Below are 21,237 nucleotides of genomic sequence, written 5' to 3'. Positions count from 1 at the left end.
GTACCTCGATTTCCTGGCAGGGATGCGTCGCACGCTCTCGTCCCGAGCATGCGACGCGCTGAGGAAGCGCGGTGGTACGACGTCCCCTTGTGCATGGGCCGTCCGGCAGGGACGCACACTCGCAGGGCCGGCAGCACATCATGGGAGCGCTCCCATTCGGAGGCGGTCCCAGCGCGCTGAAAGCCGCCGGGTGTGACCGGTATGGTGTGGTCTGCTGACCAGCCTGTCAAGAGCCGACGTGCGTCCCGCCTTTCGTTTGATGAGGACAGAGTTCAGCCGTCCCCCGGCACGGAATACGCTCCCCGGTCCTCGGCGTCGCCTTCCCTCGGCTGCTCGGTGTTCCACCGGCGCGGCCGTATGAACTCCGCACGCCCGGCGCTGGTCGGCTCGGAGTGGACGCGTATACTGCGTAGTTCTCAGGCAGGTGACGGGTGGTCGCCCGCACGCATACCCGATAGTTCCTTCAGGGGGCGCTCGCGTGACGGCGGAACTCGACGACTACCTCGCCTCCTTCGCCGAGCCGACCGGGTACCTCAACTTCGGCAGCTACGGACCACCGTCGCGCGCGGTCGTGGAGACGATCGGCCGGCTGACGGCCGACGCGAGCGCGGGTGTGCCCTCGGCGGGACTGCACGCGGAGGACGAGAACGCGCTCGCGGCTGTCGCGCGTCTTACCGGGTTCGACCGGAGCGCGGTGGTGCTGACGTCCAGCACGTCGCTCGGCCTCCTCCAGATCGCCTTCGGCCTGCCGCGCGGCGCGGTGCTCGTCAGCGGTGCGGAGTTCCCCTCGAATCTGTACGCGTGGTGGCGAGCACAGGACGCGGGGCTCATCGCCGTGCGCACTCTGCCCGCCGTGCCCGGAAACGAGCTCGCGCCGGTAACGCCCGAACGCGTGGCAGCCGCCCTCACGCCGGACACCGTCGCGGTGGCGGTCAGCGCGGTCGACTTCCGCACCGGGGTCCGCGCCGACCTCGCCGGCATCCGTTCGGCGATCGGCGACCGTCTCCTCGTGGTCGACGGCATCCAGGGATTCGGTGTCGTCGACGCCGACTGGACCCTGGCCGACGCGCTCGTCGTCGGCGGTCAGAAGTGGCTCAGAGCGGGGTGGGGCACGGGGTTCGTGGCACTGTCCCCCCGGGGCCTCGCGCGCCTGCGGCCCCTTCTCGGCGGCTGGACCGGTGTCGAAAGGCCCACGCACTACGACGGCGTGCCCCACGACCCGCTCCCCGGCGCACAGCGCTTCTCGACGACCAACGGATCACCGTTCGCCTCCGGGGCGCTCGCGACGGCCCTCGCGCAGTTGGAATCGGTCGGGGTCGCCACCGTCCAGCGCCGCGTCGAGGACACGGTGACGGCCTTCATCGACCGGCTCCTCGCCGCGGGGATGCCGGTACTGTCGCCCGTTTCGCCCCGCGAACGCGCGGGGCTTGTGGTGGTGGGCACTCGGCACGGTGACGCCCCGGCTCTCCACGAACGGCTCGCCGCGGCGGGCGTGACCGCAACCGTGCACGGGGAGGACCGCATACGTTTCAGCGTTCACGCGACCACCACGCCGACCGCGCTCGACGCGGTTCTGACCGTTCTGGGAGAACCGTTGTGATCCGTGCCCGAGTTCGTCCGGTCGGACAGCGTCCAGAAGGCGTCGGCGGACGCGCACCGCGGCGAGGACGAAGAAATGCCGTCGTCGCTTGACCGGTTCAGGCTGTGTCGCCGGTTCTTGCTCGAGCGGCGCACCAGGCCACCCGCCGCGAGCGTCACGGTCGCCACGGCACGGACCCAGCCGGGCCCTCCGCGCTCGGCCCACACCACACATACACACCCAGCGACGGCGATCGCCAAGACACCGAGCAGAACCACAACGGCCACGCTTCCCCACCTCTGCACTCATCCGTACCACCACGGTGATGGTCTCGAGCAGGGAAGGGACAGCCGGCCGGGACATCACCCGGGGCCCGCTCGTCGGACCGCTCGCCGTTCGTGAAGGGGTCATTCGCCGGCCGTGGTCGGAGGCGATGACGCGCCGGCGAGTGCCGCGTCGAGGCGATCGGCGGCGAGGGCGTGCTGGATGGCCATGACCGCCGCGCCGATGACGCCGGACCGGATGCCGGTCGTTGCCGGCACGATCTGGAGGCGGGCGGTGGCGAGAGGGTGCGTGCGGCCGTAGACGACCTCTCGCGCCCCGGCGATGAGACTCTCGCCGGCTTGGACGAGTGAACCACCGATGACGACGAGCTCGGGGTTGAGCAGGCTCACGCAGGTCGCGATGATTTCGCCGATTGTGCGTCCGGCCTGACGAACTGCCTGCGCGGCAGCGATATTGCCGTCGCGGACGAGCGCGACGACATCACTGTTCGTCGCGGCCGGAACGCCGACTGCGGTGAGGTGTTCGATGATCGCGCGGCCACTCGCGACGGCCTCAAGGCATCCCGTGTTGCCGCACGTGCACAGGACGTCGGAGACATGGGGGGCCGCCACGTGGCCGAGGTCGCCGGCCGCTCCGACCGCGCCCCGGAGCAGGCGACGACCACTGATGATCCCCGCGCCGATCCCGGTGGCGACCTTGATGAACAGGAGGTGATCGAGCTCCGGGTGGGCCGTCACGTGCTCGCCGAGGGCCATGAGGTTGACGTCGTTGTCGACGAGCACCGGAACGTCCCAGTGGCGCCGCACGTGTCCCGGTACGTCATAGCCGTCCCACCCCGGCATGATGGGCGGGCATATGGGCCTGCCGCTCGAGTGCTCGACCGGGCCCGGCAGGCCGATCCCGACGCCGACCAGGTCCTCGACGTTCCGGTCCGCCTCGTCGAGCAGTCGTCGTATCGTCGCGACGACCCAGTCGAGGACTGTGATCGGCCCTGCCGAGATGTCGACACGCTCGGCGGCCTCGGCCAGGGGGCGGCCGGTGAGATCGGTCAGGGCGACATTTCCGTGAGTGGCCCCGAGGTCGGCGCCGACCACGACCCGAGCCCGTGGATTGAAGGCGAATCTGGCCGGAGGGCGGCCGCCGGTCGAGGCCGCCCTGCCCGAGGGGGCGAGTAGACCGCTGGCGAGCAGGGCATCGACGCGGATGTTGACGGTGGACCGGGCCAGTCCGGTGAGTCTGGCCAGCTCAGCACGGGTCCGGGGCCGCCCGTCGCGAAGTAGTTGGAGTAACTCCCCGGCGCCGGGAGACCCGGAGCCGGGTCCGGCGAAGCCGCCCGTGGCCGCCGCGTCGCGAGGAACCGGCGCGCGTGGCGCGGATGCGGACTGGGGCATGGTCGAAGTGAATCACACGACGGCGCCATGAGGCGATCGTGGTGTCCGAGAAGCAACTGGCGCCAAAGCGGGACAAGTAGTGACAAGGGTACCGACGGCAGCGTCCTCGGCCAGGCCGGAGCCGGCGTCCACAAGCCCGTCGGCACTGCCCGGCCAGAGATGCCACCTGTCTGTTGTCGGCCCGACCCACTTATGCACGCTGATCTACAGACTTCTGTCGGACTCTTGTTGAAAGTTCTGCCGTCGTCCTATGGTCGGCACCGCAGCGCTGGAAAGCGATGGCCGTAGGGCCGCGCGAATACAGAAGGAGAGCCTGTGGAAAACGAGTTGAGTCGTCGCGCCGTGCTCGGCGCCGGTGCCGGCGTGCTGGCCACCGGAGCGCTCACCGCCCATGCGAGCCCGGCCTCCGCCCTTGCATCCTCACCGCAGGACCGGCCCAGTGGCGGGCCGAACGTGATTCCGGCCGACCGCGTCGGCTTGCAGATCTTCACCGTCCGCCAGTTGATCGGCAGCGACTACAAGAACCTCGAAATCGCCCTGGAGACGGTCCACGACGCCGGTGTCCGGGAGCTCGAGCTCGCCGGCGACTACTACACGAAGACGACGGCCCAGCTCAGGTCCATCGTCCAGTCGCACGGGCTTCGCATCGTGAGCAACCACTTCGGCCCACGCGGAGCCAACCTCCCGAACCCGTGGCTGACCCACGACGGCAGGATGCAGATCTTCGAGGACGCCCAGACGCTGGGTAGGTTTCCCCATGTCGGCACGGGCAGCATGTTCGGCTTCCCCGGTGCCGGATCCGGCGGGAACACCAGCGATGGCTTCAAGGCCCTGGCGGAAAAGTTCAACGAGTGCGGCGAGCACGCCGTTTCGCAGGGCTTCGGCGGCTTCTTCTTCCACAACCACGACAGCGAGTTCGCCCTCGAGAACGGCGTCCCGCTCTACAACACCTTGCTCGAGTACACCGACCCCCGGTACGTCAACTTCGAGGTCGACCTGGGCTGGGTCGCGGTCGCCGGCGAGGATCCGTACTGGTGGATAAAGAAGCACGGGAAGCGATTCATCGCGTTCCACATCAAGGACATCAAGTGGGACCCGGACGGCAACCGCACGGCGGCTGCGGGCACCCGCGCGGGAGGAAGGAAATTCCGGTTCGTCGACGTCGGGAAGGGCGACATCGACTGGACCCGCGCACTGTCCGCACTCAAGGACCTCCGGCACTACCGGTTCTTCCTGGAGCACGACGACGCCGGCGACCTGACCCGCAACCCGCCCGGGCCCGCGAACACGGTCTGGCGAGGCTGCAGCACTCTGGGGAGCATCAACACCTCCCGACGCAAGTAGGAGGAGCGGGCATACCGGGTCGGGGTCCCACTGAGTCCTGGGCGGGACCCGGATCGGCGCGTTCGCGCGGCCACGCCGCCCTCGCGGACAAACCACCCGTCAGCCGCGTTCCCACAGGTGTACCGACGCGGGCGGGACACCCCGGCTGCATGGGGACGATCGGCGAACGCGCCATACGCGTCGAGGCCGGCCGGGCCGCCGAGTTCTCCACCATGATCCCGCACGCCATCAAGGCACACGGCGGTCCGACGGAGATCCTCGTCATACTCGATCACGACGGACAGCGCATCCATCTCCACCCCCCGGCGTGAACAGGGCCGTGACAACGGTCCCTCGCCGCAGGACCTCGCCGCGTTCACCGATGAGCGGCCAGCACTGCCGCGAGGCCTTCTTGCAGATCTTTGACGAAATACTGGGGAACCTCCAGCGACGGGAAATGTCCCCCGGTTTCGGGCGACCTCCATCGGACGATCTGTCGGTACCGTTCCTGTGCCCAGGGGCGCGGACACTTCTCGATGTCGCGGGGGTACATGCTGATTGCTGACGGGACGTCGACCCGGAGTTCCGGATCGAGCGAGTTGTGGCTTTCGTAGTAAATGCGGGCCGCCGATGCGCCGGTCCGTGTCAGCCAATACAGGGTGACGTTGTCAAGAACGCTGTCTATGGAAATCGTCTCGAACGGGCTGTCTTCGGTGTCCGACCACTCGGCGAACTTGTCAAGGATCCAGGCGAGAAGCCCGACCGGTGAGTCGACGAGGGAGTAGCCGATGGTCTGCGGTCGGGTCGCCTGCTGTTTCGCGTACGCCGCGCGGTGGCGCCAGAAATCGCGGGTTTGCTCGGTCCACGTGCGTTCGACCGCCGTCAGCCCGTCCGTTGTCAACCCGGGCGGCCCCTCCGCGAACGTGGTGTGGATGCCGAGAACGTGCTCCGGGAACCTGCCGCCGAGAACCGTGGTGATATTGCCTCCCCAGTCGCCGCCGTGGGCCGCGAACTTGCTGTAGCCGAGCCTTCCCATCAGTTCCACCCATGCGACCGCGATCTTTTCGGTTCCCCACCCGGTGGTGGCCGGCTTGTCGCTGTAACCAAAGCCCGGTAGTGAGGGAACCACGACGTGGAACGCCGGCGCGTCCGCGTCTTTCGGATCTGCCAGCTCGTCCACTATGTCGGTGAACTCGGCAATGCTGCCCGGCCAGCCGTGCGTCAAGATCAGGGGAGTGGCATCCGCGCGCGCCGAACGGCGGTGCAGGAAGTGGATTCCCAGATCGGCAATGGTCGTGCGGAACTGGCCGATCCGGTTGAGGCGCTCTTCGAACGACCGCCAGTTGTACCCGGCGCGCCAGTAGCTCACGACATCGATGAGGTCGGCGAGAGGAACACCCTGTTCCCATCGGCGAGGGCCGGGCGCGGCGCGATGGACCGTCTCGGCTTCCGGTAGCCGCGCCGCGGCCAGTCGCGCCCGTAGATCGTCGAGGTCACCGTCAGTTGCGTGGGCTTCACATGCTTGCACGTCGCTGGTGGGGCGGGGCATGAGACCTCCTGGCCATCGCGGAACCGGCTTAGATGGTTCTAGCATCCCTTCATGCCTGTGTGCAACCTGCTAAGGTGGTTCCATGTCTGCTGGGTTCCCTGACTTCCGCCTCGGTAGCGTGCTGGCGACCAGCTTCACGGGGACCCTGTCGGAGCGTCATGGCACCGCTGTGGAGCGCATTCCCGTGCCGCACCGACTCGTGGACTGGCTGGCGGTCAACGGTCTCGCCGTGGACTCCTGCACCACTGCCCAGCTCGACCTCGCCCGGGAGCTGAGGGAGTCGATTCACGCTGCCGCGACAGCGGCCGCGATTCAGGACGCTCTCCCCGCACCTGCTGTCCAAGTCATCAACGACTGCAGTGCTCAGGGTCGTGCCGCGGCGATCCTGACGGCCGACGGCAAGCGGCATTGGCGGCTCAGCTCGGCTTCCTGTGTGGAAGACGCCCTCAGCGTGATCGCCGCCGACGCGATCAGCATCATCGCGGGCGAACGAGACGGGAGATTGGCCTTGTGCGCATCGCCAACCTGTCAAGCCGCCTTCTTCGACACCAGTCAAAGTCGCACCCGTAAATGGTGTGACATGAACACGTGTGGGAATCGTCAGAAGAAAGCGCGCTTCCGTGCCAACCAGCGCGGAAGCCCCAGATCGGCGGAGTGATCCTTACCCTCGGTACATCCAAGTGTGGCCCCATGCGGGGACGTTCATCGGCTCCTCGGGCGCCGAATGGGTAAGCCGCCGGCCCGGTTGTCACTGCTGAAACGCCGAGGTGGGTACTCCAGATGGCGATCGTGTTGCGAGAGAGGCACGTCGGCGGGTGACGGCCGTTATTCCAGCCACGTGCCGTCGCGCATGATGACTCTTCCGCGCAGTTCCGGCTCGCCGCGCCAAGCGCGCACAGTACTCGGGACCACGCGTACATACAGAAAGGAACCCTCCTCCAGGCGTGGATCCCACCCGAACTTGTCGGCGAACGCCTCCGCTGCGTCTCCCGGCACCTCCTGGTCCGGGAAACACTCCGCCTCACCCTGGAGGAGCACCACGTCGAAGGTGTCCGGTAGAGCCAGGCGCACGCGTGGCTCATTGCGGACGTTTTGTGCGGTCACGGAAGTTGCGCTGGTGCACATCCACACTGCTCGCCCGTCCCACAAGAACCACAGTGGCACCTGGTGCGGCCCGTGATCAGGGTGAGCCGTCGACACCCACACATCCCGCTCGGTGACGAGCCGCTCCAGAGTGTCGCGCATACGCTGTGCCGTCTGGCGGCGAACGATTCCCGTGGTCTCCATGGGGACCGACCCTAGCCACCAGGCGCGAGGCGCGCCTGAGGCGCAGGGCCTACTCCCAGCGACCGATGAACCCTCAGCGGCAGGTGCCGCATGGGGTGCGGGGTCGATTCCCGCCCCGCTCCGCGATCGTCCAGCACGTTGTCCGCGTGCGCGGCGCAAGGGTGCTGCGCTCCGAAGCGTGTGGCAGGTTCAGCACGCTGAACGACTGTCGAGCTATCGGACGGGCATCGATGATAGGCGGAGTTCGGGCGGCGTCAACCCGTTCCGACAGGTTTCGGCTGTCAGCCCCGAAAGCAAGCGGTGCTCTCGCGGATGACGAGCTCGGTGGCGAGTTCTTCGCGTCCGCGCTCGAGCGGGCGGCCCTGGGCGAGGGTGATCACCATGCCGGCGGCGGTGGCGGCCATCTCGGCGAGCGGTTGGCGCACGGTGGTCAGTGGCGGGGTCAGCCAGCGGCTCGGGAAGAGGTCGTCGAATCCGACGACGCTCAGGTCCTCGGGAACGCGTATACCCGCCTCGACCGCCGCGCGGTAGACGCCGAGCGCCTGGCCGTCGTTGCCGGCGAAGACGGCGGTCGGCGGCTCCGGGAGGCGCAGCAGGTCACGGGTGTGCTTGAGCCCGTCCAGGATCTGGAAGTCGCCGATGCGGACGAGGGCGGGGTCGATCGGAATGCCGGCCATGTCGAGGGCGGCCCGGTAGCCGTCGAGCCTGGCCCGGCCGGCCAGGGCGTGCTCCGGCCCCGTGATGACGGCGATGCGCCGGTGCCCGAGCTCCAGGAGGTGTCGGGTCGCCGACAGGCCGCCGCTCCAGTTACTCGCGCTCACCGACGGGGCGCCGTGGCCGGGGTATCCGGTCGGGTCGACCAGCGCGAACGGTATACCGCGGGTTCGTAGTTGTTCTGCCTGCTCGTCGCTGGGGCCCGCGAACACGGAGATGACACCGATCGGGCGGCGGGCCAGCACGCCCGCGACCCAGTCTCGCCCCGGGGTGTGGTCGCCCCGTAACTCGGATACGACTACGGCCAGTTGGTGTTCCACGGCCACTCGCCGGACGCCGCGGTAGATCTCGGTCGGGTAGGGGCCGCGCACCTCATGGAAGACCAGTTCGAGCAGGGCGGCGGGCCCTGCCGCCTTCTGTCGCCGGTACCCGTGCCGGCGGATGATGTCCTCGATCAGCGAGCGGGTCGCCGGGGCCACATCGGCCCGCCCGTTGACGACCTTGGAGACCGTGGCCACGGAGACGCCCGCACGCTTCGCGATCTGCGCGATGGTCAGCGGTTCGTCCTGGCGGCCGTCGACTGAGGACATGCCGGGCAGTGTACTGGCTCGTTCCGATCCTTTCGAAGAGAGCACTCTCGTTGTGCGACAAGGCCGTCACAGGGGCTTGACGCCATAGGAGGGCGCTCCTACGTTCCTCTCACGACCACAACGATCGGCAGTACTTCCCGAATTCATTTGTCAGGAGCCCGCGATGAAGAGGGGTCTTTCTGCGCGCCCCGCAATGGGAGCGCTCCCAATTCCCATCCCCGGGGTCTTCCTTGTCCACCATCACTTCGGCGAACCCCGCGAGGCATGACGACCCTCGCCGCACTCCCGGCCTTCCCCCCCCACGCCGAGAAGAGTGATTCCCATGTCCGCATCCGCACAGCCCCACTTCCCCAGCCGACGGGGAATACTGACCACCGCCACCGGACTGGCCGCGGGAACCGCGATGCCACTGGTCGGCGCGCGGCCGGCACACGCCGCGTCACCTCGTGCGGCGACCCAGGAGCCTCAGGTTGCCGCAGCCTCGTTCACGAATCCGGTGATCTGGCAGGACTTCGCCGACATCGACATCATCCGGGTCGGTGACACGTACTACTGCTCGGCCTCGACGATGCACTACTCGCCCGGTGCGCCGATTCTGCGCTCCTACGACCTGGTCAACTGGGAGTTCGCCGGCCACTCGGTGCCACGTCTGGACTTCGGGGCCAAATACGACCTGAACGGCGGGCGTGGCTACGTGCGGGGCATCTGGGCGTCGTCGCTGGCCTACCGGCCGGGCAACCGCACGTTCTACTGGCTGGGCCAGATCGACTTCGCCCGCACCTACATCTACTCCGCCACATCGGTCGAGGGCCCCTGGGCCCGGCACGCGGACCTGCCGAACGTCTACTACGACGCGGGGCTGCTCGTCGACACCGACAACACCCTCTACGTGGCCTACGGCAACTCCCAGATCAGCGTCGCCCAACTCTCCCCGGACGCCCGCAGCCAGGTCCGCGCCCAGCAGGTCTTCTCCACCCCCGCCAGTATCGGAACCCTGGAGGGCTCCCGCTTCTACAAGATCAACGGGAACTACTACATCTTCCTCACCCGCCCGGCCAACGGGCAGTACATCCTCAAGTCCACCTCGGGCCCCTTCGGCCCCTACACCCTGCGTCAGGTCCTTCTCAACCTGCCAGGACCGATCCCTGGCGGCGGTGTCCCGCATCAGGGCGGGCTCGTCCAGACCCAGAACGGCCAGTGGTACTACCTGGCCTTCGTCGACGCCTACCCCGGCGGACGCGTCCCCGCCCTCGCCCCCGTCACCTGGACATCCGACGGCTGGCCACAACTGCAACTCGTGAACGGCGCCTGGGGCACCACCTACACCTCTCCCAGCCTCCCCCCACCACCCCGTCAGGTCGAACCCCTCACCGGCGTCGACACCTTCCAGGGGACCACCCTCAAACCCGCCTGGGAGTGGAACCACAACCCCGACAACGGCCGATGGGCAGTCAACAACGGCCTACGCCTGACCACCGCCACCGTCACCAACGACCTCTACACCGCCCGCAACACCCTCACCCACCGCATCCAGGGCCCCACCTCCACCGCCACCATCACCCTCGACCATGCCCAGATGCGCGACGGCGACCGGGCCGGCCTCGCGATGCTCCGCGACTCCTCCGCCTGGATCGGCCTCAAACGCGACAACGGCACCACCCGCCTGGTCATGGTCGACGGCCTGACCATGGACAGCAACTGGAACACCACCGGCACCGGCACCGAACGCGCCACCACGGCCATCACCGGCAGCCGCGTCTGGCTGCGTGCCGCCGCCGACATCCGCCCCGGCACCGGCCGCCAGGCCCGCTTCTCCTACAGCACCAACGGCACCACCTACACCACTTTCGGCCCCGCCTTCACCCTCAACAACGCCTGGCAGTTCTTCATGGGCTACCGCTACGCCATCTTCAACCACGCCACCCAGGCGCTCGGCGGCATCGTGACCGTCAGCCGCTTCGAGCTGACCACGCCATGAACACGTCCGTCGCGCACCGTTGCCCGCGCCGGCCGCTCGCATGAACGGAAGGAGAAGAGCGTGTCCATGCCCACCGTCCACCACCGCGCGGAGTCGTGCCATGTCACTGCGTAAGCTCTTACTCGTACCTGTCGCCGTCGCGGCAGCGCTCGTCATGGCCACGAGCGGCCCGGCGGTGAGCAGCAGCCATGGCGAAAGCACGTCCGCCACGCAGGCCGGCACCGCCTCGGCGGCCGCCGGATGCGGCCAGGCCCCGACTCTTCGGGACGGCACGTACACCATCCAGAGCGGCGGCAAGAACCGCAGCTTCATCCTGGACGTCCCCGACAACTACGACCGCAACCGCTCCTACCGGCTGCTCCTGGGTTTCCACTGGTGGGGCGGCACCGCCACCGACGTCGCCACCGGGCAGACCGTGGAGCGGGAGGTCTGGTCCTACTACGGGCTCAAGCGGCTGGCCAACAACAGTGCCATCTTCGTCGCACCCCAGGGCCTCGACAACGCCTGGGCCAATTCCGGCGGCGAGGACGTGACCTTCGTCGACGACCTCCTCAGGAGGATCGAGGGAGATCTCTGCGTCGACACGACGCGGCGATTCGCCCTGGGCTTCAGCTACGGCGGCGCCATGAGCTACTCGCTCGCCTGCTCCCGGCCGAACGTCTTCCGAGCGGTCGCGGCCTACGGCCCTCCCGGCCAGATCAGCGGGTGTGCGGGCGGCACCGGCGCCGTCGCGTACTTCGCGGCGCACGGCGTCAGCGACAACATCGCAGGCGGACGCGCGCTGCGCGACCGGTTCGTCAGGAACAACGGCTGCACCGCCCAGAACCCGCCCGAGCCGTCCCAGGGCAGCCTGCGGCACATCTCCACCACCTACGCGGGATGCGCGGCCGGACGTCCGGTCGTCTGGGCCGCGTTCGACGGCGGACACATCGCCGCCCCGCAGGACGGAGCCGCCGGTGACAGCGGCTCCCGAACCTGGCTCCCCGGTGAGACGTGGAGGTTCTTCACGCAGTTCTAGCCCGACGGCACGAGCACCCGGGGGTGGACCACTGCCGGGATTCGCCCCCGGACGCGCTCATCGGACGGTCCGCCCCACCTAATGTCATGCTCACGCCATCGCCGACGGCCGCGGCTCGACGCGGCCCGGCGCCCAGGTCCATCGTGAAAGGGCCCGACAATGCGTACCTCACCCTGCGGACGTCTTCCGCGTCTGCTGGCAGCGGCGGCTGTTGCGCTGACGCTGCTCTCCTCCGCGCCGGTGCAGTCGCCGGCGCAGGCCGCCCCCGGGAGTCCGGCGCTCACCCCGCCGCTGGGGTGGAACAGCTGGAACAGCTTCGGCTGCGACAACGTCAACGAGACGGTCATCCGCCAGGCCGCCGACTCCATGGTGAGTTCGGGGATGCGGGACGCCGGTTACGAGTACGTCGTCGTCGACGACTGCTGGTTCGACCCCCAGCGCGACGCCCAAGGCAATCTGCGCGCGCATCCGACGAGGTTCCCCAGCGGTATGAGGGCACTGGGCGACTACATCCACAGCCGGGGGCTCAAATTCGGGATCTATCAGGTGCCCACCGAGCGCACCTGTGCTCAGCGCGTAGGCAGCTACCCCGGCTCGACCGGCAGCAAGGGCCACGAGGTACAGGACGCCAACGCCTTCGCCTCCTGGGGCGTGGACTACCTGAAGTATGACTGGTGCTCTCCCGAAGGCACCCGCGAGGAACAGATCGCCCGGTTCACGCTGATGCGAGACGCCTTACGCGCAACAGGACGTCCCATCGTCTACAGCATCAACCCCAACAGCTTCCATGCCATCACGGGTGCCGCGTACAACTGGAGCCAGGTCGCCGACCTGTGGCGCACCACCGAGGATCTGCTGGACATCTGGCAGAACGGCAACACGAACAGTTACCCCATGGGCGTGGGCAACGTCGTCGACGTCAACGCCCCCTTGGCCGCCCAGGCCGGTCCCGGACACTGGAACGACCCGGACATGCTGGTGGTCGGCAGACCGGGGCTCACACTGACCGAGGCCCGGTCGCACTTCGCGCTGTGGGCCCTGATGGCCGCGCCGCTCATGGCGGGCAACGACATCCGCACCATGTCCGCCGACGTCAGCACCATCCTGCGCAACCCGCGCCTGCTGGCTGTGAACCAGGACCCTCTGGGCGCGGGCGGACGACGGGTGCGCGACGACGGGGCCACCGAGGTGTTCGCCAAGCCCCTGTCCGACGGCTCGGTCGCCGTCGGCCTGTTCAATCGCGGCGGCGAAAGCACCACGATCACCACTACGGCGGTCCAAGTCGGCCTGTCCGGTGGATCGTTCGCCCTGACCGACCTGTGGACCGGCGCCACGTCCACCACCGGTGGCCAGATTTCCGCGAACGTGCCGGCACACGGCGTCGCGGTCTACCGGGTGACCGGCGGCGCACCGCTGGAGAGCACGACATCCCGACTGCGCGGTGCCGGCTCGGGCCGTTGCCTGGACGTCGACAACGCCTCCACCGCCTCCGGCGCCACCGTACTGATCTGGGACTGCCACACCGCGGCGAACCAGTCCTGGACGACCTGGACCGGAGGCGAGATCCGCGTCTACGGCGACAAGTGCCTGGACGCCTACGACCGGGGCACCAGCAATGGCACCCCCGTGGTCACCTGGCCGTGCAACGGGCAGGACAACCAGAAGTGGACGCTCGCATCCGACGGCTCGGTCCGTAGCGTCCTCTCGGGACTGTGCCTCGACGTCAACCAGGCGGGCACCACCAACGGGACCGCCGCGGTCCTGTGGACCTGCGACGGCCGGCCGAGCCAGAGGTGGGCTCGCACCTGAGGCATCCCGGGCAGCAGGGCCACGCGCCATCGAGCCCCCGCACCAGCACAGCTACCGGCCTGCGGCCCCTGTCGACCGTCCACGCGGTGTTCTCGTCCCCGGACATGGTGAACTGAACCGATCACGGCTCGCCGCTGAGCCTCGCCACCTTCAGTTGGGGCCGGCGAGAACGCCTGGGCCGGCCACGTAGTGTCCAGGAACGGCCAGTTCCAGTGGTATGTGCCCGTGACCAACCGGGCCACGGGGGGGATGGTCATCGGGGTGGCCGCCTCGAGCAGCTCAGATCAGTGACACCGTTCAGAAGGAGGAGGAATGACGTTACGTCGAAACGAATCCACCACCAGTGGGCCGGGATCTCCGAGTCGGAGGTCCGTTCTGGCGACGATGGGGGCTCTGCCGGTCCTCGTGACCGCGACGCCGGCCGTGGCGGCCTCCGGGACACCCAGCACTGCGGCTGCCGATGTGATCGTCGACCCGTCGGCGGTTCGTCAGACGATACGGGGCTTCGGTGGCATGAACCACACGGTCTGGATCAGCGACCTGACGCCTGCCCAGAGGGACACGGCGTTCGGCAACGGTGAGGGGCAGCTGGGGTTCTCCGTGCTGAGGATCCCCGTCCACGAGGACCGGGCGAACTGGAGTCGCGAGGTGGCGACGGCGAGGCGTGCGATCGAACTCGGCGCGACCGTCATCGCGTCGCCGTGGAATCCTCCCGCTCACATGGTCGAGACCTTCGTCCGCGGCAATCAGGCCGACGCGAGGCGGCTGCGGTACGACATGTACGGCGCTTACGCGCAGCACCTGAACGACTTCGTCGCGTTCATGCGGAACAACGGGGTGAACCTGTATGCCGTCTCGGTGCAGAACGAGCCCGACTACGCGCATGACTGGACGTGGTGGACTCCGACCGAGGTGATCCGCTTTCTGCGGGAGAACGCCGGCTCGATCAGCACCAGGGTCATCGCCCCGGAGTCGTTCCAGTACGTGAAGAGCTTCTCGGACCCGATCCTCAACGACGCCCAAGCGCTCGCCAACCTCGACATTCTCGGGGCCCACCTCTACGGCACGCAGTACCAGAACTTTCCCTACCCCCTCTTCAAGCAGCGGGGCGGGGGCAAAGAACTCTGGATGACCGAGGTCTACCACCCCAACAGCAGCGACTCGGCAGACCTCTGGCCCCAAGCGCTCGATGTGGGAGAACACATCCACCGCGCCATGGTGGACGCCGAGTTCCAGGCGTACGTGTGGTGGTACATCCGGCGTGGCTATGGTCCCCTCCGGGAGGACGGGCGTATCAGCAAGCGCGGCGCCAACATGGCACACTTCTCGAAGTTCGTCCGCCCAGGGCATGTGCGGATCGACACGGCCTCGAATCCCCAGCCGAACGTCTACACCTCGGCTTACCGGGGCAGTGGCTCTCAGCTGGTCGTCGTCGCCATCAACAAGGGGGCCTCGCCGGTGAGCCAGCGGTTCGCCCTGCGGAACAACACCCCATCCGGTGTGTCGTCCTGGCTGACGGACGCTAGCAGGAACCTCGCCCCCCAGAGCAGGATCAACATCTCCAACGGCGCCTTCACAGGCCAGCTTCCCGCCCGAAGTGTGACCACCTTCGTCACCGGTTGAAGCGCAGCACGACACCTGGCTGACGGGTTCCATGGTCCGGATCTCGGTACTGACTGAGGCGGTGGGCATGCCAGCCCGGAGGCAGTCCAGTGCGGTCAGCGAAGCGAAGAGGCAGCGATCCCAGCAGAATGGCGATGCCGTCCTCGTCCCGCTGGCCGGAGACGTCAGGGGAGGCGATGACGCACTGCCCGTCGATCGGGATGTTGGCGGCGGTGACGCAGATCGATCGGGAGGACCTTGTCGAGTGTTTCCTCCGACGTGTCCACGAGCGGTTCGCCGGAGGCGATGCCCGCCACGTTGAGCACGGCGTCGACGCGCCCGAACTCGCGGATCGCGGCCTCGAACATGGCGATGTTCGTTCCCGGGGCTCGTTTCACACGCTTCGACGTCACCGCGACTCTGCTGACCACGACCGCCACCACTCCGATCTGGGGCAAGCTGTCCGACCTGTTCAGCAAGAAGACGCTGGTGCAGTGCGCCATCGTCGTCTTCATCCTCGGGTCTGTGGGAGCGGGGCTGAGCCAGTCAGCGGGGCAGCTCATCGCCGCGCGCGCCGTGCAGGGCATCGGCGTGGGCGGTGCGCAGGCCCTGGTCCAGATAGCCATCGCGGCGATGATCCCGCCGCGCGAACGCGGCCGGTACAGCGGTTACTTGAGCAGCGTCACCGCCGTGTCCACTATTGGCGGTCCGCTGCTGGGCGGTTTCATTGTGGACACCACGTGGCTTGGATGGCGTTGGTGCTTCTTCATCAGTGTGCCGGTGGCCGTCGCCTCGCTGGTCCTGCTCCAACGGACGCTGCGTCTCCCCGTCATGCGACGTGAAAACATCAAGATCGACTACCTGGGCGCGACCCTGATCGCGGCGAGTGTCAGCACGCTGCTCATCCGGATCTCGTTCGTCGACGGCCCGTTCGCCTGGATGTCCTGGCAGACCGGGGCCATGGTCGGTGGCGCCGTGGTCCTGCTGGCCACAGCCCTGTGGGTCGAGACGCGTGCCGCCGAGCCCATCGTGCCGCCGCACATCATCAAGCAGCGCGCCACGGTGCTGTCGATCCTGTATGGGGCGGGTGCCGACGAACCGTTCACGGCGGGCGCTGGCCGGATAGCGACGTGCAGGACGGATCCGCTTCGACAAATGATTGCCTCAAGCACCTAATGCTGTTAGGAATGCCGGGACGCACCCCTTCTCCCTCACGGAGGCGGTCATGACCGAGACCCATACGGACACGACGGTCGAACTTCCTCATCACCCGAGCCCGCGAGCAGCCGGCTGTCCCTTCGACCCCCCGCCTGCGCTTCACGCCCTGCAGATCGACAAGCCGCTGACCCGGGTGCGGATCTGGGACGGCAGCAGCCCGTGGCTGGTCACCCGCTACGACCACCTGCGCACCCTGCTCGGCGACCCGCGTGTCAGCGCCGAAGCCACGAGGCCCGGCTTCCCCCACCGCTCGGCCGGCCAGCAGGCCAGTAATCGAGCCCGCCGCACGTTTCTCAACATGGACGACCCGGAGCACGCACAGATCCGTCGCATGGTGACCGCCCCCTTCGCCGTGAAGAGGGTCGAGGCGCTGCGTCCGTCGATCCAGAAGATCATCGATGACCTGATCGACGAGATGCTCGCCGGTCCGAAGCCGGTCGACCTGGTCCAGGCGTTCGCCCTGCCGGTCCCCAGCCTGGTGATCTGCGAACTGCTGGGTGTGCCGTACGAGGACCACGACCTCTTCCAGCGCAACACCAAGGTCATCGTCAAGCGCGACTCCACGCCGGATGAGGTCCTCGCCGCCACCACGGTGCTCGCGGACTACCTGGAGGATCTGCTGGCCGCCAAACAGGTCCGGCCCGAAGAGGATCTGCTCTCCGAGCTCGTCACCAAGAGGGTGGCCACCGGCGAGATGACGCTGCGCGACGCTGCCCATATGAGCGTCCTGCTGCTGGGCGCCGGCCACGAGACCACCGCGAACATGATCGCCCTGGGCACCCTCGCCCTGCTGGAAAACCCCGACCAGCTGGCCCTGCTGCGAACGGCCGACGATCCGAAGGTGGTCGCCGGGGCAGTGGAGGAGCTGCTGCGCTACCTGAACGTCACGCACTCCGGGCGCCGGCGTGTGGCGCGGGAGGACATCGAGATCGGCGGCCAGGTCATCCGCGCGGGCGAGGGCATCATCTTCGCCAACGAGATCGCCAACCGGGATCCGGAGGCCTTCGCCGGGAACCCGGACGAGCTCGACCTCACCCGCGACGCCCGTCGCCATGTCGCCTTCGGCTACGGCGTGCACCAGTGCCTGGGGCAGCCGCTGGCCCGTGTCGAACTCCAGGCGGTCTACAGCACTCTCTACCGCCGCATCCCCACCCTGGCCCTGGCGACCAGCATCGACCAGCTGGAGTTCAAGCACGACGGCTTCGTCTACGGCGTCTACGAACTCCCCGTCACCTGGTAACCCGCAACTCCGCCCCCACATCGAGAAACGAGAACCCCCATGCGCGTCACAGTCGACCAGCCCAAGTGCGTCGCCTCGGGCCAGTGCGTCATGCTCGCACCCGAGGTCTTCGACCAGGACGACGACGGCATCGTCGAACTGCTCACCGCCGCCCCTGCGCCCGAACACCACGACGGCGTCCGGGAGTCGGCCGCCGTCTGCCCGGCCGCGGCGATTCATCTGGCGGACCGCTGACGAACTCGGCGCCCTTGCGCCGGGTCGTGACCGTCGGAGCTTCGGCGGCGGGACTGGCCGCCGCCCAGACCCTGCGCCGCGAAGGCTTCGACGGATACATCGGCCTCGTCGGACGCGAGCCCCACCTGCCCTACGCCCGGCCGCCGCTGTCCAAGCAGGTCCTCCGCGGTGACCGGGACGCCGAACGGCTCGACGGCAGCGGCCCGCGCCTGGTGGACGGGGCGGTGGGCGACCAGTACAGCGCCGCCGCCCCCGGCATTCAGCTCCTGGATCAGGTCCTTGAAGCCGCCGCGGAACACGGCCTGCTCAAGGCCGGCGGCCGTGCGCGCACGGACTCAACGATCGTGCTGTCCGCCGCCCGGCAGGTCAACGGGCTGGTGCGACTCGGTGAGACCCTGCGAGCTGTGCTGAACACCGTGGCGTCCCTCAAGCCGAAGTGGCTGGCCGCCTGGGCTCCGCCTGAGTGGTTCGACCGGTATGCGATCCGGTTCGAGGACACGCGGCTGCCCGAAGGGAAGATCAAGCAGACCGAGTTGATCGAGCAGATCCGTGCTGAGCCGATGCCGACAACCCGCCGCTGCGCGTCCTGTTCGGCGCCCAGCCGGTCGAGGCTGTCAAGCACATCCATGCCCAGTGCCCGCAGACCTGGTCGGACCGGGAAGAGGCTGCCCACGCTGCCCGGGACCCACCCGCGACCGCCGCCCATTGCCGAACCGCCCGGCGAGGATCCCGCCCTGGCACCGCCGGACACCGGGGGCCACGATCCACGCGCCGCCGCCGATCCAGCCGGGCGCCCCTTGATCGACAAGCTCCCCTCCGTAAGGTCCCCTCCGTGGCCGGCCTCGTCGGCAGGCCCAGACGCATCGCCGGCGAATCGACTCCGGCGTCCAGGTGCCGGTCGCGGGAGGCGGAGACCTTCTCGCCCAGGTACCGCGGCGTCACAAAGACCGGGCGCGTACCTCGCCTTCGTCGGCATGGCCGAGTTTCCTCCTCGGCCACCGCACCCTCATCGGCCGAAACGCCCCTGACGCGACAGGACTGGCGCAGTCAGCCCGTGATGTCCGCCTTCTTCGCCGCGGCGGTCGTCGCGGCGGCGTGCTGCTGGGCAGCGGCCGAGCGCGGCAGGCGTATCTTCTGTGCGAGCTTGTCGCCCTCGACGTCGAGGTCGGGCAGGAGGCGGTCCAGCCGGGCGGGCAGCCACCAGGCTTTCTCCTGGGCGAGGGCCATAGTGGCCGGGATGAGTGTCATGCGGATGATGAAGGCGTCGATGAGGATGCCCGCGGCCAACGCGAACCCGGCCTGTTTGATCATGGGATCGGCGTTGAAGACGAACCCGGCGAAGACGCTGACCATGATGGTGGCCGCCGCGACGACGACGGAACTGGCGCGCGCGAAACCGGTGATGGTGGCGGCCGTCGGGTCGGCGCCGTGGATGTGTGCTTCGCGCATGGAGGTGACCAGGAACATCTGGTAGTCCATGGCGAGCCCGTACAGGACACCGGTGATGATGATGGGGAGCAGACTCACGACGGGCGCGGTGGCATCCAGTCCGATCAGCCCCTGCAGCCAGCCCCACTCGAAGACAGCCGTGGTGACACCGAAGGTGGCGCCGATGGTCAGCAGGAAGCCGAGCGTCGCCGTCACAGGGACCAGGAAGGAGCGGAAGACCAGGAGCAGCACGATCAGGGAGAGTCCGAGCACAGTGGCCACGTAGAGCGGAAGGACGTCGGCGAGCCGGTCGGAAACGTCGATGGCGAGGGCGGTGAAGCCGGTGATGCCGATGACGGCTCCGTGGGCGGCGCCGGCCGGCGCGGTCTTTTCCCGCAGGGCGGTGACCAGGTACTTGGTGGCGTCGTCGTTGGGGCCGCTGGCGGGGACGAGAGCGAGGATGGCCGTGGTGCCGGTGCTGCTCATCCCGGCCAGTGAGACCGCTGCCGCGCCCTTGACGTCACTCAGATCGGCTGCGACCGCGGCGAGAGCCGCCGGGGCGAGCGGGCGTTCCTTGGCGCTGGACGTGACGGCGATCATGAGCGGGCCGTTGTAGCCGGGCCCGAAGGCGTCGCTGACCAGGTCGTAACTCTGACGCTGCGGGGTGCCGGTGTTGTAGCTGGCCCCCGAGGGCAGACCCATGCGCATGTCCGCGGCGGGCACTGCCAGGACCGCCGGTATCAGGAACGCCGCCGCGAGCGCCGGGTACTTGTGCCGGACCAGGCCCGCTCCCCAACGAGCCGCCCGCGTGTGGCCGGCGACGGCTGCCTGCCGGGGTGCCCGGCGCCGGGTGCGAGTGGGGCAGACGCGTTCTCCGACCAGCCCCAGCAGTGCCGGCAGCAGGGTCAGTACGAGCAGCACCGCGACCGCGATCGTGGCGGCGGCGACGAGGGCCATGGTGCTGAGCAGAGTGATCCCGACGACCAGGAGGCCCGTCAGGGCGATGATGACCGTACTGCCCGCGAAGAAGACCGCGCTTCCGGCGGTGCCGATCGCACGGCCGGTCGCTTCGTGCGCGTCCAGACCGTCCTCGAGGATCAGCCTGCGTTCCCGGTTGACGATGAACAGGGCGTAGTCGATACCGACCGCCAGCCCCAGCATCAGGGCCAGGACCGCGGCGAGCGAGTGGATCTCGAAGACGGTGGAGAGGGTGAAGGCACCGCCCACACCCACCGTGACCCCGACCAGGGCGATGACGAGGGGCAGGCCCGCCGCCACGACCGACCCCAGCGTGATCAGCAGGACGATGGCCGCAACGGCGACACCGACGATCTCCCCGACGCCGATGACTTCCGGGATTTCCATCATCGACGCCGATGGCAGAACCTCGATGCCGCCGCGGGTGGCCTGCCGCTCGGCGGCCTCGACGGTGCTGGCGATGGTTCCGGCGGGAAGCTCGAAGGTCTGCATGTCGAACTGGAATTGCATCAGGGCCGTCGAGCCGTCGGCGGAGACGACGACTCCGGGCACCGGCAGACCGTCCACCCGCAACGGGACGGGTGTCTTACCGGAGGCCGGCTGGCCCGCGGCCTGCGCCACCGCCGCCTGGGCCCGCAGCAGCGGGCTGCTCTCACCCTTGGCGACTTCCGCGGCGAGGGCCTTCCGGGGGTCTGTGACGTGGTCGTGGCGGTAGACGGCGTCCACGGCCGCCAGGAGGGCGGACCGAACGTTCCGGTCCTCGATCCTGGCGCCGGCCGCGGGCTTGAAGACCAGCATGCCCTGCCCGCCGGACGCCTCCGGTAGGGACACGGCCAGCTCGTCGATGACGCGCTGGGACGGGGTGCCGTCAATGCGCACCTCGTTGCTCAGCCTGACCGGGTTGGCCATCAGCAGCCCCAGGACGGCGGCCACCACGGCCAGCCAGCCCAAGATGACGTACCAGGGTTTGCCGTAGGCGAACTTGCCCAGCCGGTACAGCAGAACGGACATAGC

18 protein-coding genes and 1 pseudogene are annotated in these 21,237 nt (G+C 68.5%); 12 read left to right on the top strand and 7 right to left on the bottom strand.

Features of this window, described 5'->3' with window-relative positions:
- Window positions 1-478: 478 nt before the first annotated feature.
- The gene (locus ACU6P3_RS01265; RefSeq protein ID WP_447195501.1) at window positions 479-1,600 is read left to right on the top strand and encodes an aminotransferase class V-fold PLP-dependent enzyme; all 1,122 of its coding nucleotides are present in this window, start codon (window positions 479-481) and stop codon (window positions 1,598-1,600) included.
- An 80-nt stretch (window positions 1,601-1,680) separates the two neighbouring features.
- On the opposite strand, the pseudogene ACU6P3_RS01260 reads toward ACU6P3_RS01265, so the two are convergent.
- Window positions 1,681-1,866 (bottom strand): annotated as a pseudogene (locus ACU6P3_RS01260) (hypothetical protein); the annotation flags it as partial.
- Window positions 1,867-1,986: 120 nt separating this feature from the next.
- Window positions 1,987-3,255: an ROK family transcriptional regulator gene (locus ACU6P3_RS01255; RefSeq protein ID WP_447195500.1), complete on the bottom strand. Its 1,269-nt coding sequence runs from the start codon at window positions 3,253-3,255 to the stop codon at window positions 1,987-1,989.
- A gap of 315 nt (window positions 3,256-3,570) precedes the next feature.
- Here ACU6P3_RS01255 and ACU6P3_RS01250 point away from each other — a divergent pair, with 315 nt between their 5' ends.
- Together ACU6P3_RS01250 and ACU6P3_RS01245 are read left to right on the top strand one after the other, a co-directional pair.
- A complete protein-coding gene (locus ACU6P3_RS01250) occupies window positions 3,571-4,599 on the top strand; it encodes a sugar phosphate isomerase/epimerase family protein (protein WP_447195499.1) in 1,029 nt (342 codons plus the stop codon).
- 149 nt (window positions 4,600-4,748) lie between these two features.
- Window positions 4,749-4,910, top strand: a complete 162-nt coding sequence (locus ACU6P3_RS01245; protein ID WP_447195498.1) for a hypothetical protein — start codon at window positions 4,749-4,751, stop codon at window positions 4,908-4,910.
- A gap of 44 nt (window positions 4,911-4,954) precedes the next feature.
- Here the strand turns inward: ACU6P3_RS01245 and ACU6P3_RS01240 are convergent, their stop codons facing one another.
- Window positions 4,955-6,127, bottom strand: coding sequence for an epoxide hydrolase family protein (locus tag ACU6P3_RS01240; protein ID WP_447195497.1), 1,173 nt, complete (start codon window positions 6,125-6,127; stop codon window positions 4,955-4,957).
- Between the two features lie 82 nt (window positions 6,128-6,209).
- Here ACU6P3_RS01240 and ACU6P3_RS01235 point away from each other — a divergent pair, with 82 nt between their 5' ends.
- Complete coding sequence (locus tag ACU6P3_RS01235; RefSeq protein ID WP_447195496.1) at window positions 6,210-6,785, top strand: CGNR zinc finger domain-containing protein; 576 nt, start codon at window positions 6,210-6,212, stop codon at window positions 6,783-6,785.
- 167 nt (window positions 6,786-6,952) lie between these two features.
- On the opposite strand, the gene ACU6P3_RS01230 is transcribed toward ACU6P3_RS01235, so the two are convergent.
- Together ACU6P3_RS01230 and ACU6P3_RS01225 are read right to left on the bottom strand one after the other, a co-directional pair.
- Complete coding sequence (locus ACU6P3_RS01230) at window positions 6,953-7,414, bottom strand: pyridoxamine 5'-phosphate oxidase family protein (protein ID WP_447195495.1); 462 nt, start codon at window positions 7,412-7,414, stop codon at window positions 6,953-6,955.
- Window positions 7,415-7,695: 281 nt separating this feature from the next.
- The gene (locus tag ACU6P3_RS01225) at window positions 7,696-8,718 is read right to left on the bottom strand and encodes a LacI family DNA-binding transcriptional regulator (protein WP_447195494.1); all 1,023 of its coding nucleotides are present in this window, start codon (window positions 8,716-8,718) and stop codon (window positions 7,696-7,698) included.
- Window positions 8,719-9,040: 322 nt separating this feature from the next.
- Between ACU6P3_RS01225 and ACU6P3_RS01220 the strand changes: the two genes are divergently transcribed.
- From ACU6P3_RS01220 to xynC, 4 genes are all read left to right on the top strand, one after another.
- Window positions 9,041-10,696: a glycoside hydrolase family 43 protein gene (locus tag ACU6P3_RS01220; RefSeq protein ID WP_447195493.1), complete on the top strand. Its 1,656-nt coding sequence runs from the start codon at window positions 9,041-9,043 to the stop codon at window positions 10,694-10,696.
- A gap of 175 nt (window positions 10,697-10,871) precedes the next feature.
- Window positions 10,872-11,714, top strand: coding sequence for a CE1 family esterase (locus ACU6P3_RS01215; protein ID WP_447195492.1), 843 nt, complete (start codon window positions 10,872-10,874; stop codon window positions 11,712-11,714).
- A 159-nt stretch (window positions 11,715-11,873) separates the two neighbouring features.
- Window positions 11,874-13,523 carry a glycoside hydrolase family 27 protein gene (locus ACU6P3_RS01210; protein WP_447195491.1) on the top strand — a complete coding sequence of 550 codons (1,650 nt, stop codon included), beginning with the start codon at window positions 11,874-11,876 and terminating at the stop codon, window positions 13,521-13,523.
- 312 nt (window positions 13,524-13,835) lie between these two features.
- Window positions 13,836-15,146 carry a glucuronoarabinoxylan endo-1,4-beta-xylanase XynC gene (xynC, locus tag ACU6P3_RS01205; RefSeq protein ID WP_447195490.1) on the top strand — a complete coding sequence of 437 codons (1,311 nt, stop codon included), beginning with the start codon at window positions 13,836-13,838 and terminating at the stop codon, window positions 15,144-15,146.
- 164 nt (window positions 15,147-15,310) lie between these two features.
- On the opposite strand, the gene ACU6P3_RS01200 is transcribed toward xynC, so the two are convergent.
- Window positions 15,311-15,493, bottom strand: coding sequence for a hypothetical protein (locus tag ACU6P3_RS01200; protein WP_447195489.1), 183 nt, complete (start codon window positions 15,491-15,493; stop codon window positions 15,311-15,313).
- Here ACU6P3_RS01200 and ACU6P3_RS01195 point away from each other — a divergent pair.
- Genes ACU6P3_RS01195 through ACU6P3_RS01180 form a run of 4 tightly spaced genes read left to right on the top strand, consistent with a single transcriptional unit; the run spans window position 15,492 to window position 18,845 of the window.
- Window positions 15,492-16,301: an MFS transporter gene (locus ACU6P3_RS01195; RefSeq protein WP_447195488.1), complete on the top strand. Its 810-nt coding sequence runs from the start codon at window positions 15,492-15,494 to the stop codon at window positions 16,299-16,301. The genes ACU6P3_RS01200 and ACU6P3_RS01195 overlap by 2 nt on opposite strands.
- 49 nt (window positions 16,302-16,350) lie before the next feature.
- Complete coding sequence (locus ACU6P3_RS01190; RefSeq protein ID WP_447195487.1) at window positions 16,351-17,583, top strand: cytochrome P450; 1,233 nt, start codon at window positions 16,351-16,353, stop codon at window positions 17,581-17,583.
- A 39-nt stretch (window positions 17,584-17,622) separates the two neighbouring features.
- The gene (locus tag ACU6P3_RS01185) at window positions 17,623-17,817 is read left to right on the top strand and encodes a ferredoxin (RefSeq protein WP_352087715.1); all 195 of its coding nucleotides are present in this window, start codon (window positions 17,623-17,625) and stop codon (window positions 17,815-17,817) included.
- A gap of 14 nt (window positions 17,818-17,831) precedes the next feature.
- Window positions 17,832-18,845, top strand: coding sequence for an FAD-dependent oxidoreductase (locus ACU6P3_RS01180; protein WP_447195486.1), 1,014 nt, complete (start codon window positions 17,832-17,834; stop codon window positions 18,843-18,845).
- Window positions 18,846-18,864: 19 nt separating this feature from the next.
- Here the strand turns inward: ACU6P3_RS01180 and ACU6P3_RS01175 are convergent, their stop codons facing one another.
- Entirely contained in the window at window positions 18,865-21,234 is a 2,370-nt protein-coding gene (locus ACU6P3_RS01175; protein WP_447195485.1) for an MMPL family transporter, read from the bottom strand.
- Window positions 21,235-21,237: the final 3 nt, after the last annotated feature.

This window comes from Streptomyces hebeiensis, from assembly GCF_052983195.1.
The sequence above is the reverse complement of the archived record's forward strand: the minus strand, read 5'-3'. Positions and strand labels throughout refer to the sequence as shown.